The organism is Streptomyces sp. NPDC057877 (assembly GCF_042796855.1).
Lineage (GTDB): Bacteria > Actinomycetota > Actinomycetes > Streptomycetales > Streptomycetaceae > Streptomyces.
This window is the reverse complement of sequence record NZ_JBHVMS010000010.1, coordinates 145,604-160,649: the sequence shown is the minus strand read 5'-3', so window position 1 is coordinate 160,649 and position 15,046 is coordinate 145,604. Positions and strand designations below refer to the sequence as shown.

General features: G+C 72.1%; 14 protein-coding genes and 2 pseudogenes. 5 read left to right on the top strand and 11 right to left on the bottom strand.

Going from position 1 to position 15,046, the window contains the following annotated elements; genetic code table 11:
• Positions 1 to 249 precede the first annotated feature (249 nt).
• Positions 250 to 448: pseudogene (locus ACFVQG_RS29450) on the top strand (transposase family protein); the annotation flags it as partial.
• 28 nt (positions 449 to 476) lie between these two features.
• Here ACFVQG_RS29450 and ACFVQG_RS29445 read toward each other — a convergent pair.
• Positions 477 to 1,157: an NAD(P)H oxidoreductase gene (locus ACFVQG_RS29445; protein WP_383389132.1), complete on the bottom strand. Its 681-nt coding sequence runs from the start codon at positions 1,155 to 1,157 to the stop codon at positions 477 to 479.
• Positions 1,158 to 1,260: 103 nt separating this feature from the next.
• On the opposite strand from ACFVQG_RS29445, the gene ACFVQG_RS29440 reads away from it, so the two are divergent.
• Both ACFVQG_RS29440 and ACFVQG_RS29435 read left to right on the top strand, forming a co-directional pair.
• Positions 1,261 to 2,220 carry an AraC family transcriptional regulator gene (locus ACFVQG_RS29440; RefSeq protein WP_383389130.1) on the top strand — a complete coding sequence of 320 codons (960 nt, stop codon included), beginning with the start codon at positions 1,261 to 1,263 and terminating at the stop codon, positions 2,218 to 2,220.
• A gap of 231 nt (positions 2,221 to 2,451) precedes the next feature.
• Positions 2,452 to 2,763, top strand: coding sequence for a hypothetical protein (locus tag ACFVQG_RS29435; RefSeq protein WP_383389441.1), 312 nt, complete (start codon positions 2,452 to 2,454; stop codon positions 2,761 to 2,763).
• A 71-nt stretch (positions 2,764 to 2,834) separates the two neighbouring features.
• Here the strand turns inward: ACFVQG_RS29435 and ACFVQG_RS29430 are convergent.
• The 10 genes and pseudogenes from ACFVQG_RS29430 to mftA all read right to left on the bottom strand — a co-directional run.
• Positions 2,835 to 3,116, bottom strand: a pseudogene (locus ACFVQG_RS29430) (site-specific integrase); the annotation flags it as partial.
• Between the two features lie 294 nt (positions 3,117 to 3,410).
• Positions 3,411 to 3,971, bottom strand: a complete 561-nt coding sequence (locus ACFVQG_RS29425) for an adenylate kinase (RefSeq protein WP_383389128.1) — start codon at positions 3,969 to 3,971, stop codon at positions 3,411 to 3,413.
• 39 nt (positions 3,972 to 4,010) lie between these two features.
• On the bottom strand, positions 4,011 to 5,924 hold the full coding sequence (gene acs, locus ACFVQG_RS29420; RefSeq protein ID WP_383389127.1) for an acetate--CoA ligase: 1,914 nt from the start codon (positions 5,922 to 5,924) through the stop codon (positions 4,011 to 4,013).
• Positions 5,925 to 5,998: 74 nt separating this feature from the next.
• Entirely contained in the window at positions 5,999 to 7,549 is a 1,551-nt protein-coding gene (mftF, locus tag ACFVQG_RS29415) for a mycofactocin biosynthesis glycosyltransferase MftF (RefSeq protein WP_383389125.1), read from the bottom strand.
• Positions 7,546 to 8,331 carry a mycofactocin-coupled SDR family oxidoreductase gene (locus ACFVQG_RS29410; RefSeq protein ID WP_383389123.1) on the bottom strand — a complete coding sequence of 262 codons (786 nt, stop codon included), beginning with the start codon at positions 8,329 to 8,331 and terminating at the stop codon, positions 7,546 to 7,548. Before ACFVQG_RS29410 ends, mftF begins: the two co-directional genes overlap by 4 nt.
• Positions 8,328 to 9,065: a mycofactocin biosynthesis peptidyl-dipeptidase MftE gene (gene mftE, locus ACFVQG_RS29405; protein ID WP_383389121.1), complete on the bottom strand. Its 738-nt coding sequence runs from the start codon at positions 9,063 to 9,065 to the stop codon at positions 8,328 to 8,330. The genes ACFVQG_RS29410 and mftE overlap by 4 nt, the downstream gene beginning before the upstream one ends.
• 1 nt (position 9,066) lies before the next feature.
• The gene (gene mftD, locus ACFVQG_RS29400; RefSeq protein WP_383389119.1) at positions 9,067 to 10,320 is read right to left on the bottom strand and encodes a pre-mycofactocin synthase MftD; all 1,254 of its coding nucleotides are present in this window, start codon (positions 10,318 to 10,320) and stop codon (positions 9,067 to 9,069) included.
• Between the two features lie 27 nt (positions 10,321 to 10,347).
• Positions 10,348 to 11,700 (bottom strand): mycofactocin radical SAM maturase, encoded by a 1,353-nt coding sequence (mftC, locus tag ACFVQG_RS29395; RefSeq protein ID WP_383389117.1) that lies wholly within the window; start codon positions 11,698 to 11,700, stop codon positions 10,348 to 10,350.
• A gap of 15 nt (positions 11,701 to 11,715) precedes the next feature.
• Positions 11,716 to 11,994 (bottom strand): mycofactocin biosynthesis chaperone MftB, encoded by a 279-nt coding sequence (mftB, locus tag ACFVQG_RS29390; protein ID WP_383389115.1) that lies wholly within the window; start codon positions 11,992 to 11,994, stop codon positions 11,716 to 11,718.
• 10 nt (positions 11,995 to 12,004) lie between these two features.
• The gene (gene mftA / locus ACFVQG_RS29385) at positions 12,005 to 12,139 is read right to left on the bottom strand and encodes a mycofactocin precursor MftA (protein WP_383389113.1); all 135 of its coding nucleotides are present in this window, start codon (positions 12,137 to 12,139) and stop codon (positions 12,005 to 12,007) included.
• 282 nt (positions 12,140 to 12,421) lie between these two features.
• Between mftA and mdo the strand changes: the two genes are divergently transcribed.
• Both mdo and ACFVQG_RS29375 read left to right on the top strand, forming a co-directional pair.
• Entirely contained in the window at positions 12,422 to 13,714 is a 1,293-nt protein-coding gene (gene mdo / locus ACFVQG_RS29380; RefSeq protein ID WP_383389110.1) for an NDMA-dependent methanol dehydrogenase, read from the top strand.
• An 83-nt stretch (positions 13,715 to 13,797) separates the two neighbouring features.
• A complete protein-coding gene (locus tag ACFVQG_RS29375; RefSeq protein WP_383389108.1) occupies positions 13,798 to 15,027 on the top strand; it encodes an AAA family ATPase in 1,230 nt (409 codons plus the stop codon).
• Positions 15,028 to 15,046 lie beyond the last annotated feature (19 nt).

The following is a 15,046-nucleotide window of genomic DNA, read 5'->3' as shown; positions in this document are numbered from 1 at the left end:
GGACACCTGCGCACCGTCGGCGCCAGCCTCGCTGCTCTGCCCGTCACCGCCGACGCGGTTGCCCGGCGTCTCTGTTCCCTGAGCGTCGTGGGTGGGATCACCGAATCTCTCCCGATCCCCATGCGCGAGTGACTGGGCTTGTTCGAGTTGGCCACGGATCAGGTGACAGCCTGCGAAGTGCAACGAGCGAGGCCCCCGAGCTGTTGATGGAGAGGTCTGACGTCTCAACCACGCTGCTCGGAGGCCTCGTTGGTCGCCTACCCTGCCGCACTCGGTCTGCCCATGCGCTCGTGGAGTGGGCCATGAGGGTGACCGGCGCTGCAAGCTTCCCCCGTCGCAGCGCGCGATGGTGGCACTTATGTGCCTGCGTGAACACACCACCCCGGCGAAGGTCGCTGCCGGGTTCGGGATGAGCGAGTCCACCGCTCACGCCTACACCAGCGCGGTCACCCGCCCAGGTGAGCCGGTGGCTGTCCTCAGGCCGCTGCCAGTTCCGCTGTAAGGAACTCGTCCACCGCCTTCTGCGCGCGGCGGTCGAACTCGGCGTACTGCGCCTCGCGCTCGGCTCCCGAAACGGCGTCGCCCACCAGCAGGTTGCCCTCGGCGTCGACGCGCTGCGGGCGCTCCTCGGCGTCGGGGAGCAGGGCGACGGCGGAGTAGGAGAAGCCGCAGTAATAGGCGATGCCCTCGCTCAGGTTGGTCTCCAGCAGGGCCTGCATTCCCTCCGTGATGGGGTCATCGGAGGTGGCGCCCGCCAGGCCCAGCCACAGTATGCGCTTGCCCGCGAGGCGGGGCTTGCTGCGGCCGTAGGCGAACCCGTAGTTCCACACGCGATCGATCCAGCCCTTGAGGAGGGCGGGCACGCTCTGCCAGTACACGGGGAACACGGCGACGACGATGTCGGCGTCGAGAATGCGCCGCATATGGGCCTGGACTTCGTCCGAGTACGGCTTCTCCCGGTTGCCCCAGTCCGGCTGGTCCGCCATGTTCATCCGCGGGTCGAACCCTTCGGCGCGCAGGTCGAGCACGTCGACGCGGTATCCGGCGGCCTCGAGTCGCGCGGTGGTGCGGCGGGCGGTGTGCGCGGTGAGGGAATCGGCCCGATGGTGTGCGATGACCACAAGGGCGGTCTTGGCAGCGCTGCTGCGGTGCGACACGGCTTCTCCTGGGTGTCTCGGTCGGTTCGACCAGTCCAGTACACCCGTGATCCATTAGACGATCCATAGGGGAAACGCTCCACTGCATAGGAGTTCGTCTACGATGGCGTCCATGGATCCCTTGAGTGTGCTCCTCAGTGGCATCAGGGCGGAGGGCTCGGTCGTCAGCCATGCCGTGCTGGAAGCGCCCTGGAGTATCCGCTTCGTCGACGGGGCCCCGCTCACGATGGTCACCGTGCTGCGGGGCGGTGGCACCCTGTTGCTGCCCGGCGGCGCCGAACAAGCGGTCGGCGTCGGCGACACGGCCATCGTATGCACCCCCGAGCCGTTTCATCTCGCGGACCATCCGGCCACCCTCGACCGCCCACACGACGAGTACGAAATCGCGTGCTTCACAGGGGATCCCGAATGCACTGCCCAGGACCTCGGCGGCATCCGCTGGGGCAACGAACCCGACGGAGCGACCGCACTGATCGTGGGCGCGTACCGCGCCTCGGGCCATCGCCATGAACGGCTGCTCCGTGCGTTGCCGCCCGTACTCGTGGTCAACGACGACACCGAGGTCTGCGCCTGGCTTGAGACGGCCGCCGCCGACGCCGCGCTGCGCTCGGCCGGTTCCCAGGCTCTGATGGACCGACTGCTGGACTGGGCCCTGGTGTGCACGCTGCGTACGTGGTTCGACCAGGTGGGCTCGGACGCCCCCGACTGGTATCGCGGCCTGGCCGACCCGATCCTCGCCCCCGCTCTCGAAGCGTTCCACGCCCGGCCCTCCGAGAGGTGGACGGTAGAGGCGCTCGCCATCGAATCCGGTGTCTCCCGGGCGCTGTTCGCCAAACGCTTCACCAAGGTGATGGGCTGCCCGCCACTGACCCACCTCACCGAATGCCGTATGGCCGAGGCCGAGGCACTCCTGTCCGACACCGACTTCTCCATCGCCCAGATCGCCAAGTCCGTCGGCTACGCCGATGCGTTCGGCTTCAGCGCCGCCTTCAAGCGCCATCGGGGCGTGAGCCCCAGCGCCTTCCGCGCCCGTAACGCTCATCTGGCGACCAGCGCGCGTTGACCGGGCCGATGACCGCTGGCGCTACCTGCCACACGACCTGTCGGCCTGGTCGGCGGCCGGGGCCACCGCGTGACGGCCAGGCGTCAGGGCCGACTTCGGGGTGCGTGAACCGCACGGGCCTGCCCAGCGCCCGGCCGGAGGCGATGTCGGCTCGGGTGCTGTCTATCCCTATCGGTGCTCCTCTGCCAACGTGGTTCCGGGGCCATGTGGCGTCAGGGCCAGGGGGATGAGTTGAACTTCGACGCGAACGAACCGCAGTCTGTTCGAGAGGAACGCTTCGCCGCAGAACGGGCCGAACGCAGAGAGGCACGCAAGGCTGCGTCGCTCGACTCGCGGGGAGCCCACCTCGGCGCGGCAATCGTGACCATCGCCCTGGTCCTCCTCAGTTGGAACGGGAAGCTGGTCGCTCTGGGCATCGTCGGCGGAGTCTTTCTGCTCTGGTTCTCCACAGCCCTCGCATGGGCCTCCGCCGACGGGGACCACGGACGACACGCACTCCAGCGCGCGTACAACGTCACCTTCGGATGGGGCGACGGGTTCTGAGAGCCAAGAGCGAAGTGCCGGAGCGCGTGCGGAGTACCACGGCCGGACCAGCGAGACAGGTGGCGCTCCACAGCCTCCGCCGTCGCGCCCCGGGTCGCGCTGGTGCTCACGTGCTTGCAGCGGCCACCGGGATCGCGGCGCTCGGAGGGGAACAGCGGTGCACGGGGCTCATCGAGGTGCTCGTCGGACTCCCAGCGCGGGCCCTGGAGCCACCATTCGAGGAGTTCACGAGAACCGTTGATGAGCGGGACCGGGCGCTCCTTCTGCTGGCCGCGGCTGCCCTTGCCGCGCAGCAGCACCTTGCCGAAGGTGCCCAGGTCCCAGCGGAGGTCGTGGACTTCGAGCAGGCACAGTTCCGAGACCCGCGGGCCAATGAGGCTGGCCAGGCGGCATGCGGTGTAAGCACGGACACACGGCGCGTACTTCCGAGCCGAATGTAGATCGTCGCGCCATCCGCCTTGCGGACCTTCGTCAGCGTGGCCAGCCGTCGCTGGTCCTCGCCGAAGAACCGGTCGAGGTCAGTCGGGATCAGCTCCCAGAGCGGGCGGCCGCACCAGCCGCGCACCTCCGTCAGCGTATCCACGTCGCCGGAGATCGTCTCGTCGGCGAGAGGGATGCACCGGCTCGCCGGTTCCGCCCCGTCGGGCTCAGGGGTGGCCCGCTGGTTCCGTGAGGGCGGTGAGGGCTCGGGTCGTGATGTCCTCGACCGTTCCCACGGCGTGCACCGTGCGGACGAGGGGCGCGTAGTGGGTGAGGAGGGGGAGGGTCTGGTGGCGGTACACCCGCTGGCGGTGGCGGATGATCTGCTCCGTGTCGTCCGGTCTGCCCCGGCTGAGCAGGCGTTCCACCACCACGTCCGCCGGCGCGGTGAGTTCGAGGACGGCGTCCAGGGGCGCTCCCGACGAGGAGAGGATGGCGGTGAGTGCCTGGGCCTGGGGGAGTGTGCGGGGGAAGCCGTCGAGGAGGAAGCCCTGTTGGGCGTCCGGTTCCCCGAGGCGTCGGCGGACCATGCCGGTGGTGACGTGGTCGGGTACGAGTTGGCCCGCGTCGAGGTAGCGCTCGGCGTCCCGGCCGAGGGCGGTGCGACGGGTGATGTGTTCCCGGAACAGGTCGCCGGTGGAGATGTGGGGGATGCCGAGCCTCCGGCTGAGGGCGGTGGCCTGGGTTCCCTTGCCCGCACCGGGCGGGCCTACGAGGACGAGTCGCATCAGCGGGTGTGCCTTCCGGTCGCGCGTTAGCAGGGGCTGTCAGTCGGTCCGGCGTGCATCGCCTGCCAGGCCCGTGCTGATCAGGTCCATCACCGAGGCGTCGGCGAGCGTGGTGACGTCGCCGATGTCGCGGTTCTCGGCCACGTCCCGCAGCAGTCGGCGCATGATCTTGCCGGAGCGGGTCTTGGGCAGTTCGGGAACGACGAGGACGCGGCGGGGCTTGGCGATGGGGCCGATCTCCTGGGCCACGTGCTCGCGCAGGGCGCCGGTGACGTCTCCCGTGGACCAGACCGTGCCGCCGCGCAGGATGACGAAGGCGACGATGGCCTGCCCGGTCGTCTCGTCCGACGTGCCGACCACCGCGGCCTCGGCCACCGCCGGGTGCGAGACGAGTGCCGATTCGACCTCGGCGGTGGAGACGCGGTGCCCGGAGACGTTCATGACGTCGTCCACGCGGCCCAGCAGCCAGATGTCGCCGTCCTCGTCGTAGCGGGCGCCGTCCCCGGCGAAGTAGTACCCACGGTCGGCGAAGCGCGCCCAGTAGGTCTCGCGGTAGCGGTCGTCGTCACCCCAGACACCGCGCAGCATGGACGGCCACGGCCCGTCGAGGACGAGATAGCCGCTCTCGCCCTTGCCGACCTCGTCGCCCTGGTCGTCGACGACCTTGGCGCAGACGCCGGGCAAAGGGGTCCGCGCGGAACCGGGCTTGGGGTCCGGCGTACCGGGCGGGGGAGCGATCATCACCGCGCCGGTCTCGGTCTGCCACCAGGTGTCCACCACAGGGGCGCGGTCGGCGCCCAGGTGCCTGCGGTACCAGCGCCACGCCTCGGGGTTGATCGGCTCGCCCACGCTGCCCAGCACCCGGATCGACGACAGGTCGTAGCGGGCCGGGAGCCGTTCGCCCCACTTCATGAACGTACGGATGAGGGTGGGGGCGGTGTAGTAGACCGACACCCCGTAATTGTCGATGATCTCGAAGTGCCGTCCCTCGTGCGGGCTGTTGGGCGTGCCCTCGTACAGCACGGACGTGGTGCGGTTGGCGAGGGGGCCGTAGACGATGTACGAGTGGCCGGTGATCCAGCCGATGTCGGCGGTGCACCAGTAGACGTCGGTGGCGGCGTCGAGGTCGAAGACGGTGCGGTGGGTGTACGCGGCCTGGGTGAGGTAGCCGCCGGAGGTGTGCAGGATGCCCTTCGGCCTGCCCGTCGTACCCGAGGTGTGGAGGATGAACAGCGGGTGCTCCGCGTCGAAGGACTCCGGAGTGTGGTCGTCGGACTGGGCGGGAACCAGGTCGTGCCACCACAGGTCGCGGCCCTCGGTCCAGGGCACCTCGGTGCCGGTGCGGCGGACCACCAGGACGTGTTCGACGCTCGGGGTGTGCCGGGTCGCCTCGTCGGTGTTCGCCTTCATCGGCTCCGCCCGGCCGCGGCGGTACTGGCCGTCCGAGGTGATCAGCAGGCGGGCCCCGGTGTCCTCGATACGGGACCGCAGGGCGGCCGGGGAGAACCCACCGAAGACGACGCCGTGCGGCAGTCCGAGCCGGGCGCAGGCCAGCATGGCGAACACGGCCTCGGGGATCATCGGCAGCTGGATGGCGACCCGGTCCCCGGCGTTGAGGCCCAGCGAGAGCAGGGCGCCCGCGGTCCGGCAGACCTCGCGCCGCAGCTCGGCGTAGGTGATGGTCCTGGTGTCGCCCGGCTCGCCCTCCCAGTGGAGGGCGACCTGGTCGCCGTGGCCCGCCTCGACGTGCCGGTCCACGCAGTTGTACGCGACGTTCAGGCGCCCGCCGGTGAACCAGCGGGCGAACGGGGCGTTCGTCCAGTCCAGGACCTCGGTCCAGCGGGTCTCCCAGTGCAGGTGGTCCGCCTGGCGCGCCCAGAACGCGAGGCGGTCGGCCGTGGCCTCGGCGGCGCCGCCTGCGGTCGGGCGGCCGGGTTCGGGGCGCGGGGACATGCTGGTTCCTCCAAGGGTGTGCGTGGGGGTGACGGGCGTACCGCTCGGGGAGCCGAAGTGGCACGGCACGCCCGTCACCAGGTCTCCATGGTCGACTCGGCGGGTTGGTGCGAGGTTGGTGTCAGCGGCCGGGGCTCCCATGGGCGCGGGGCGCGCTGGCGGTGTGCGGGCCGGGCCAGGCGGGGCAGCAGAGGTGCCGTGGTACGGCGGCGCAGGGCGCCCTGCCAGACGCCCCAGCCGTAGGCCAGGTCGTCGAGGCGGCGGATCGCGGTGTGGGTGAGCGGATCGAGGGTGGTGCGTGCGCGGTGGTGGTCGGCCAGACCCTCGGCGAGGGCGGCGACGGCCAGGCCGTACCGGGCGCGGCGGCTGACCGTGGCGGCGGCCAGTGCGATCGGCCAGTGGTGGCGGGTGGCGCAGCGCAGGAGTTGTCCGGCGGTGCCGCGCAGCGCGGCGAGGGACAGCAGGGTGCCCGCGCGGGCGGGGTGGTCGGCGTCCGGCATGCGGCGGGTCACCTTGGCGGCGGTCGCCGCGGTGAGGGCCAGCGCGGCGGCGGTCGGCAACGGGCGGGCGCGCAGCAGCAGGGCGCAGGCGGCCAGCGACCAGGGAGCGGCGTACAGCGGTGGCACCAGGCCGGGGTGACGCAGGGCCAGGTCGGCGGCGCCGGTGCCGTATCCGGACCGTTGGGCCAGCCAGGAGCGCAGGTCGGTGCGGTGCCGGTGGCCCACGCGTACGGAGGGCACGTAGCGCAGCCGCCAGCCCGCCGCGTGCAGCCGCATGCACAGGTCGACGTCCTCGCCGACCCTCATGCCCGGTGCGAAGCCCGCGCCGACGGCCGCACGGCGGACCACGATGGTCGCGCTCGGGACGTAGGCGAGCGTGGACACCGGCACGACGGGACCCTCCCGCGGTCCCATGTCGAGTGGCGAGCGCTCCTGCTCGTAGCGGTCCAGCAGCCGTGGTCCGGGCACCGGCAGGGCCACGATCCGGGGCGCGACGAGGGCGACCGCAGGGTCACCGAAGTGCGCCAGCAGCGGGGCCAGCCAGCCCGGTTCCGGGACCACGTCGGAGTCGCAGAACGCCACGTACGCGGTACGGGCGTGCCGCAGGGCGGTGTTGCGGGCCGCCGCCGGGCCGAGGTTGCGCGGGTGCGCGAGGAGCCCGGCGCCGTGCCGCCGGACCACCCGGGCGAGGGCATCAGGGTCCCGGGAGCCGTCGTCGACCACGAGGAGCGGCAGCGCCGCGGTGGCGGGGTCGGCGCGCAGGGCGGACAGCAGCCCGTCGAGCTGGTCGGCCCGGTCGCGTACCGGGATCGCGATCGTGGTGCCGTCCACCGCGGGCACCGGGGGACGGGGGTGGGCGACGCCCGCGTCCAGGAGGCGCCGGGCGAGCGCGGCGCTCGCGGCGTCCGTGACGGCGAACCCGCCGTCCCGCAGCAGCCGGACGGCCGCGGGCCCGAGGCGCAGCAGGCGCGGCGGCGAGCCGCCGAGCAGCAGGTGGCCGTCGCGCGAGCGATGGGTGTCGGGCGCGAGTTCGACGGCGAAGCCGGTGGGGAGACGGCCGTCGGGTGGCGGCGGCAGCGGCTGGGACCGGGAGGATGCTCCCTCGGCCCGTACGAACCAGGTCATACCGTGAACCCTCCGTCCGCGTGGAGTACGGAACCGGTGACAGCGCAGGACTCCGCCGAGCAGGCCCAGGCCACAGCCCCGGCCACTTCCTCGGGCTCGAGGGGCCGCCCGGTGAGCTGCCGGTCGGCCAGCTCGTCGACGCCGGGGAGGCCGTACAGGTCGGCCGTGGCCCGGAGCATGTCGGTGCGGGTGGCGCCGGGGGAGACCGCGACCGCGTTCACCCCGGTGTCGCGCAGGTCGCAGGCCAGGCCGCGGACCAGGCCCACGACGGCGTGCTTGGCGGCGCAGTAGGCGCCCAGTCCCCACAGCCCGCGGTGCGCGGCGGCCGAGGCGAGGGCGACGAACCGGCCCGTGCGGGGCGGCGGCCGACGCAGCAGGGCGGGTACGGCGGCACGCGCCAGGTGGGCCACGCCCAGCACGTCCACGTCGAGCAGCGTGCGCCACTGGGCGTCGGTCTGCTCCCAGACCGGGCCGCCGCCGAGCAGCACCGCGGCGGCGGCCACGGCGGCGTCGAGGCCGCCGAACTCCTCCTCCGCCCTCGCCACGGCGCGGCGCAGCGCGGCCCCGTCGCGGACGTCCGCCCTGATGGTGCGGACCAGGGAGAACTCCTGGGACAGCAGGTCGAGTTGGCCGGGTGCCGCCAGGGGGTAGGGCACGTCCGGATCGTCCTCGCAGCGGTCCGTGGCCACGACCGCCCAGCCCTCGCGGGCCAGCCGCCGTACGGTCGCGGCGCCGATGCCGCGGGCGGCGCCCGTGACGACCGCGACCCGACGGCCGGTCACCGCTCGCCGCCCGAGCCGAGCCTGCCGTGCCCGGAGACCCGCCAGACGCCGATGTCGGTGGCGAGGCGGTCGGCCATCCGGTCGAGGAGCCGTTCGCCCTCGCCCGCGGCGGCTCCGGCCGGGTCGCCGAGGACACCGGACGGGCTGACGCCGCGCACCGACTCGGCCCTGAGCCGGTCCATCAGCTGCCCGACCGGCTCGGTGGGCCCCGCGACGGCCCTCTCACCGCGTACGGCCGACGGCCGCAGCCGCAGCATCAGCGAGGTCTCGGTGCGGCCCGCGTGGGCGTCCGAACCCGGCGGCAGACACGGCCACCACGCCGCGTCCCGGCTCTCGCCGCGCAGACCGGTCACCGCGTCGGCCAGGCTCACCAGGTTGCCGCCGTGCCCGTTGACCACCAGCAGGCGGTCGGCCCAGCGCAGCAGCGAGCGGCCGATCTCGGTGATCAGCAGGCGCAGGGCGGCATGGCCGAGGGACACGGTGCCGGGGAAGCCCTCGTGTTCGCCGCTGGCGCCGTAGGCCTGGGGCGGCGCGACCAGCACGTCCGCCGTGCCGCCCAGCCGGGCCGCCGCCCGCTCGGCCACGGCCTGGGCCACCGCGGCGTCCGTGTCCAGGGGCAGGTGGGGCCCGTGCTGCTCGCAGGAGCCGAGGGGCAGCAGCACCAGGGGGCGGCGGCCCTCCAGGTCCGGCCAGGTGACGTCCGCGAGACGGCTCGCCCGCACGGCGGCGGACATGTCAGACCGTCCCCAGAGGCCGGGCCGCGGTGTCCGGGGTTCGGGGCTCGCCCCCAGCCCGGTCGGCACCCGACCCGAACCCCCGGCCCACCCCCAGGGCCCGCGTGAACCCGTCCGGCACGAGCACGTCGTCCGGGGTCAGCTCGTGGACGGACGAGCGGCCGAGGCCGAGGAGGGCCGAGTCGATGCCGCGGCTCAGGATGTCCAGCACGTTCTCCACACCGGCCTGTCCGTTCGCGGCCAGGCCCCACAGGTAGGCGCGGCCGATCATCACCGCCCTGGCACCGAGCGCCACGGCCTTGACGACGTCGCTGCCCCGGCGGACGCCTCCGTCGAGCAGGACCTCGACCTCGTGGCCCACGGCCTCGGCGACGGCCGGGAGCGTGCGGATCGGCGCCGGGGTCGCGTCCAGGTTGTTGCCGCCGTGGTTGGACACGGAGATCGCGGTGACGCCCGCGTCCACGGCCCGCCTGGCGTCGTCGACCCGGCAGACGCCCTTGAGCATGAAGGGCCCGTCCCACTGCGCCCGCAGCCACGCCACGTCCTCCCACGTGGGGGGCGGGGTCTGCATCCACTGGTAGTAGGCGCCGAAGAACGTCGGGGCCTCCTCGCCGGGCTGCGTGATGTTGGGCGCCGTCAGGTCCGGAAGGGAGCGGGACTTGGCGAAGTCCCACAGCCAGCGCGGCCGGGCCAGGCACTCGGGGGCGAACCGGAGCATCTCCTTGAAGGTGAGCCGCTCGGGAATCCTCGGGCTGCCCCAGTCCCGGCCGTAGGAGAAGGACCAGTCCAGCGTGACGATGATCCCCCGCACACCGGCGGCGCGGGCCCGCTCCATGCGCCGCAGCATGTCGTCCCGCGATCCCAGCCAGTAGACCTGGAGGAACGTCTTGGCGTTGGCCGCGATCACCTCCTCCATCGGCTTGCTGGCGAAGGAGCTGAGCCCCATCGCCGTACCGCGGGCCGCCGCGGCGCGGGCCACGGCCACCTCACCGTCGGGGTGCACCGCCTGCACTCCCGTGGGGGAGACGAGCACGGGCATGGAGATCTCCTGGCCCATGACCGTCGTGGCCGTCTCGCGCTTCGCCGACAGGCCCGCCACGTGCGGTGCGAAGCCCAGTTCCGCGAAGGACGCGGTGTTGTCGCCGTAGGAGACGCCCTTCTCGGAGCCCGCGAGCAGTGCGCTGTAGACGGACCTCGGCAGCCGCTTCCTCGCCCGTTGCTGGGCCTCGGCCACCGTCTCGATCCAACCGGCCATGATCATCCTCTTTCGTCGTACGGCCGTTCACGTCGCTTCCAGACCGGCCAGCGGGTTCTCGTCGCAGAAGCGGTCCGGACGGCTGGTCCGGACGGCGGGCATCCCGAGGGGCACCTTCCGGTGCGAGTGGTCGTTGCCCTGGCGCGGAAGCCCGCCCGGGTCGACGCCCGAGAGGGCGACCGCGCCGTGGCCCTTGACGCACTCCGGGTCGGGCCCGTCCAGCGGCAGGCCGGTGAAGAACTTCGCGGCCATGCAGCCGCCCTGACAGGTGTCGTACGCCGGGCAGCCCGAGCAGGTGCCCGCGGCGGTGGGCCGTCGCAGCCCGGCGAAGAGGTCCGACTCGCGCCACACCCGCCGGAAGCCGCCCGGCGAGCGGACGTTGCCCGCCTTGAAGGCGTCGTGGATGGCGAACGGGCAGGCGTAGACGTCGCCCACCGGGTCGATCAGGCAGACGACCCGCCCGGCGCCGCACAGGTTCAGCCCCGGGATCGGCTCCGAGCCCAGCGCGTTGAGGTGGAAGAACGAGTCCCCGGTGAGCACCCGCTCGCCGTGGCCGACGAGCCATTCGTAGATCTCGCGCTGCTGCTCAGCGGTGGGGTGCAGCTCGTCCCATACGTCGGCGCCGCGTCCGGAGGGGCGCAGCCGGGTGATCCGGAGCTGGGCGCCGTAGCGGTCGGCGAGGTCGGCGAAGTCGTCGAGCTGGGGGATGTTCTGGCGGGTCATCACCACCGACATCTTGAAGTCGCGGAAACCGGCGTCGGCGAGGTTCGCCATGGCGCGCACGGCCAGGTCGTACGCACCCCGCCCGCGTACCGCGTCGTTGACCTCGCGGGTGGCTCCGTCCAGGGAGATCTGGATGTCGACGTAGTCGGTCGCCGCCAGCCGCCGCGCCCGGTCGGGCGTCAGGCGCAGGCCGTTGGTGGAGAACTTCACGCCGACCTGGTGGGCGACCGAGTAGTCCAGCAGTTCCCAGAAGTCGGGGCGGACCGTGGGCTCGCCGCCGCCGACGTTGACGTAGAAGACCTGCATCCGCTGGAGTTCGTCGATCACGGACTTGATCTCGTCCGTGGTCAGCTCCAGCGGGTCGCGCCGCCCGGAGGAGGACAGGCAGTGCGCGCAGGACAGATTGCACGCGTACGTCCACTCCCAGGTCAGGCAGATCGGGGCGTGCAGGCCGCCCTTGAACTGCTCGACGAGGGCGGGTACGGGCGGGGTTTCCCGGATCCCGGGCGGGGCTTCCTGGACCACGGGTGGGGCTTCCTGGATGGCGGGTGGGGCTTCCTGGACCACGGGTGGGGCTTCCTGGATGGCGGGTAGGGCTTCCTGGATGTCGGGCGGGGTTTCCCGGATGGCGGGCGGGGCTTCACGGATCAGGGACACGGTTGCGGCTCCGCTTCACTGGGGGATGATCATGTCGGCGGCGGCCAGCGAGGCCAGCGCCCGCCGGAACGCCTCCCGGCGCCCCTCCGGCACACGCGCCAGCGCCTCCCGCGCGCTGCCGTGCCGGTCCAGCGCACGGACCAGCGCGACCAGTTCGGGCGCCTTGAGGAACGACAGCCGACGGTTGCCGAAGTGGTAGGCGAGCGCCCCGAAGGGCTCGGGGCGCAACGCCACGGCGGGGTTCAGCCGGAAGGGCCGGTCCGCGTCGAAGGAGGTCGGTGAGGGGGACGGCATGACGGCGGCCTCAGTAGACGCCGCACATGCCGTCGATGGAGACCTCCTCCACGAGGACCTCCTCGGTCACGTCGTCCACGGCGACGGAAGCCGTGTCGTCCCGCTCCACGACACGGGTACGGGTCTCGTCCTGAACTGCCTGCACGGCACTCCTCCTTGGAGCGAAGCGATGGGGGCGAGGGGAACGCTAGGCCGACCGCCCCCGCTTCTCGCCCCTGCTTCCGGCCGCCCCCGCCCTGTCCGGTCGGACAGGTGGGCCCGCGTCTTCGCAGGTCACCGCCGCGAGCCCGTCCGATCGGACAGGGGCGTATCCCGTCCGTCCGCGCGCACCTGCCGTCCGAGCGGCGGGTATCGCCGTACCGCGCGCTCTCGTCAGGGTGATGCACGCCGCAAACTTCCGGCACGTCCCGAGAGGAAAGTCGCGATCATGCAGGTCGAAGAACTTCTCAAGCCGTTCCCGATCAAGGAATTCCATCCCTTCCCACGGGCGCTGATGGGCCCGGGAGCCCATGAGCTGATCGGGCCCGAGGCCAGGAAGCTGGGCTTCAGGCGGACGCTCGTGATGACCACGGGTCTGCGCGGCAGCGACACCGTGCACAAGATCGTCGAGTCGATGAAGTACCACGGCCTGGAGGTCGTGCTGTACGACAAGGTCGAGTCGAACCCCAAGGACTACAACGTCATGGACGCCGTGGCGCTGTACCAGGAGAACAAGTGCGACTCGTTCGTCTCGATCGGCGGCGGCTCCTCCCACGACGCCTGCAAGGGCGCCCGCGTCTCCGTCGCCCACGACGGTCGCAACGTCAATGACTTCGAGGGCTTCAACAAGTCGGAGAACCCCAGGAACCCGCCGCACATCGCGGTGTCGACCACGGCGGGCACGGGCTCGGAGACCTCCTGGGCATACGTCATCACCGACACCACCACCGATCCCGACAACCCCCACAAGTACGTGGCGTTCGACGACGCGTCCGTGGCCTCGCTCGCCGTCGACGACCCGACCCTCTACTACGACTGCCCCCTCGACTACACCGCCCAGTGCGGCTTCGACGTACTCGCCCACGCCTCCGAGCCGTACGTCTCCCGGCTCGACTTCCAGCCGTCGCTGGGCAACGCGCTGCACGCCATCAAGCTGACCGCGCGGCACCTGCGGCAGGCGGTGTGGAACGGGACGGACCTCGCCGGACGCGAGGGGATGATGTACGCGCAGTACATCGCCGCGCAGGCGTTCAACTCCGGTGGCCTGGGCATCATCCACTCCATCTCGCACGCCGTGAGCGCCTTCTACGACACCCACCACGGCCTCAACAACGCCATCGCGCTGCCCCGGGTGTGGGCGTTCAACATGCCGACCCACTACGAGCGGTTCGCGGACATCGCCCAGGCGATGGGCGTGGACACCCACGGCATGACCAAGGTCCAGGCGGCCGAGGCCGCGCTCGCGGCGGGCATCCGGCTGCTGCGCGACGTCGGCATCCCGGAGCGGTTCACGGACGTCCGGCAGGACACGTACTCCAAGAACCGGCTCGGCCAGGGCCCGACGAAGTTCTACGAGAACGCCAAGGTGATCACGGGCGACGCCGCCGACGTCGACCGCATCACCCACCACGTCCTCGGCGACGCCTGCACCCCGGGCAACGCCAAGGAGTGCACCTTCGACACCGTCCGCCCCGTCGTCGAGCACTGCATGACCGGCGACCTGGACGACCTGCTCAGCTGAACCGCGTCCCCGGCGGGGAGACGGCCCGAGGTCCCCGTCTCCCCGCCCCGTGCCACCGGACCGTTGCACCGGACGGAGAAACCGTGCCCGCCACACCCCCGCATCCCGCCTTCGGCTCGGTCGAGGACGTCGCCGAGCGGTTCGCCGCCCACGGCTACATCCCCGACCGGCGCCTCGCCACCACCGTGTTCCTCCAGACCAGACTCGACAAGCCGGTCCTGCTGGAGGGCCCGGCGGGTGTCGGCAAGACCGAGCTGGCCAAGACACTCGCCGCCGTCACCGGCCGCCGACTGCTGCGCCTGCAGTGCTACGAGGGCCAGGACGAGAGCCGCGCCCTGTACGAGTGGGACTACGGCAAGCAGTTGCTGTACACGCAGATGCTGCGCGACAAGATCGGCGACCTCACCGCCGACGCGCCTGACCTGGCCACCGCGGTGCGGCGGATCGAGGAGCAGGACAGCGTGTTCTTCTCCGACCGGTTCCTCGCGCCCCGGCCCCTGCTGGACGCCGTGCGCGGCGAGCAGCCCGCCGTCCTGCTGATCGACGAGGTCGACCGGGCCGACGAGGCGCTGGAGGCCGTACTCCTGGAGTGCCTGGCCGAGTACCAGGTCTCGGTGCCCGAGGTCGGCACGTACACCGCGACGGTCCCGCCGTACGTCGTCCTCACCTCCAACAACACCCGTGACCTGTCCGCCGCGCTCAAGCGCCGCTGTCTGCACCTCTTCCTCGACTACCCCGACGCCGAGCGGGAACTGGAGATCCTGCGGGCCAAGGACACCGGTCTGTCCGAGGCCACCGCCCGTCATCTCGTCCGGGTCGTGCGCGGACTGCGTGAACTGCGGCTGCGCAAGAACCCCAGCATCTCCGAGACCATCGACTGGGCCCGCACCCTCGCCGTCCTCGGCGTCGACGAACTCGACCCGCGGGTGCTCGCCGACACCGCCAACGTCGTCCTCAAGTACGAGCGCGACCTGGGCCGGGCCCTGGACGTCCTGCCGAGCCTGGTCGACCCCAACCGCACCCTGCCCGAGCCCGGCCACCACCACCCTCACCACAACGGCCACCACCAACCCCACCACAACGGCCACCACGACCATGACCACATCGGTCACCACGACCATGACCACAACGGTCACCACGACCATGACCACGAGGTGGACGGGCGTGTGATCCGTGCGGCCATGGACCAGCAGGGCCGCCACGACGAGAACTACTACGGCGCACCCGGCCCCGGACCGGCCGCGCGCCCCACGCCCGGCGCGGGCCAGGGCGCGCGCGCCTTCGCCGCCGTCACCCGCCGCCGCGCGGACTGAACCGGAGGGGACGGGAGAC

Excerpts from the sequence above, each read along its gene's own strand:
- ACFVQG_RS29425 (WP_383389128.1), bottom strand. The coding sequence starts at position 3,971 with ATGCGACTCGTCCTCGTAGGCCCGCCCGGTGCGGGCAAGGGAACCCAG.
- mftE (WP_383389121.1), bottom strand. The coding sequence starts at position 9,065 with ATGTCCGCCGCCGTGCGGGCGAGCCGTCTCGCGGACGTCACCTGGCCG.
- mftB (WP_383389115.1), bottom strand. The coding sequence starts at position 11,994 with ATGCCGTCCCCCTCACCGACCTCCTTCGACGCGGACCGGCCCTTCCGG.
- mftD (WP_383389119.1), bottom strand. The coding sequence starts at position 10,320 with ATGGCCGGTTGGATCGAGACGGTGGCCGAGGCCCAGCAACGGGCGAGG.
- mftF (WP_383389125.1), bottom strand. The coding sequence starts at position 7,549 with ATGACCTGGTTCGTACGGGCCGAGGGAGCATCCTCCCGGTCCCAGCCG.
- mdo (WP_383389110.1), top strand. The coding sequence starts at position 12,422 with ATGCAGGTCGAAGAACTTCTCAAGCCGTTCCCGATCAAGGAATTCCAT.
- ACFVQG_RS29440 (WP_383389130.1), top strand. The coding sequence starts at position 1,261 with ATGGCGTCCATGGATCCCTTGAGTGTGCTCCTCAGTGGCATCAGGGCG.
- acs (WP_383389127.1), bottom strand. The coding sequence starts at position 5,924 with ATGTCCCCGCGCCCCGAACCCGGCCGCCCGACCGCAGGCGGCGCCGCC.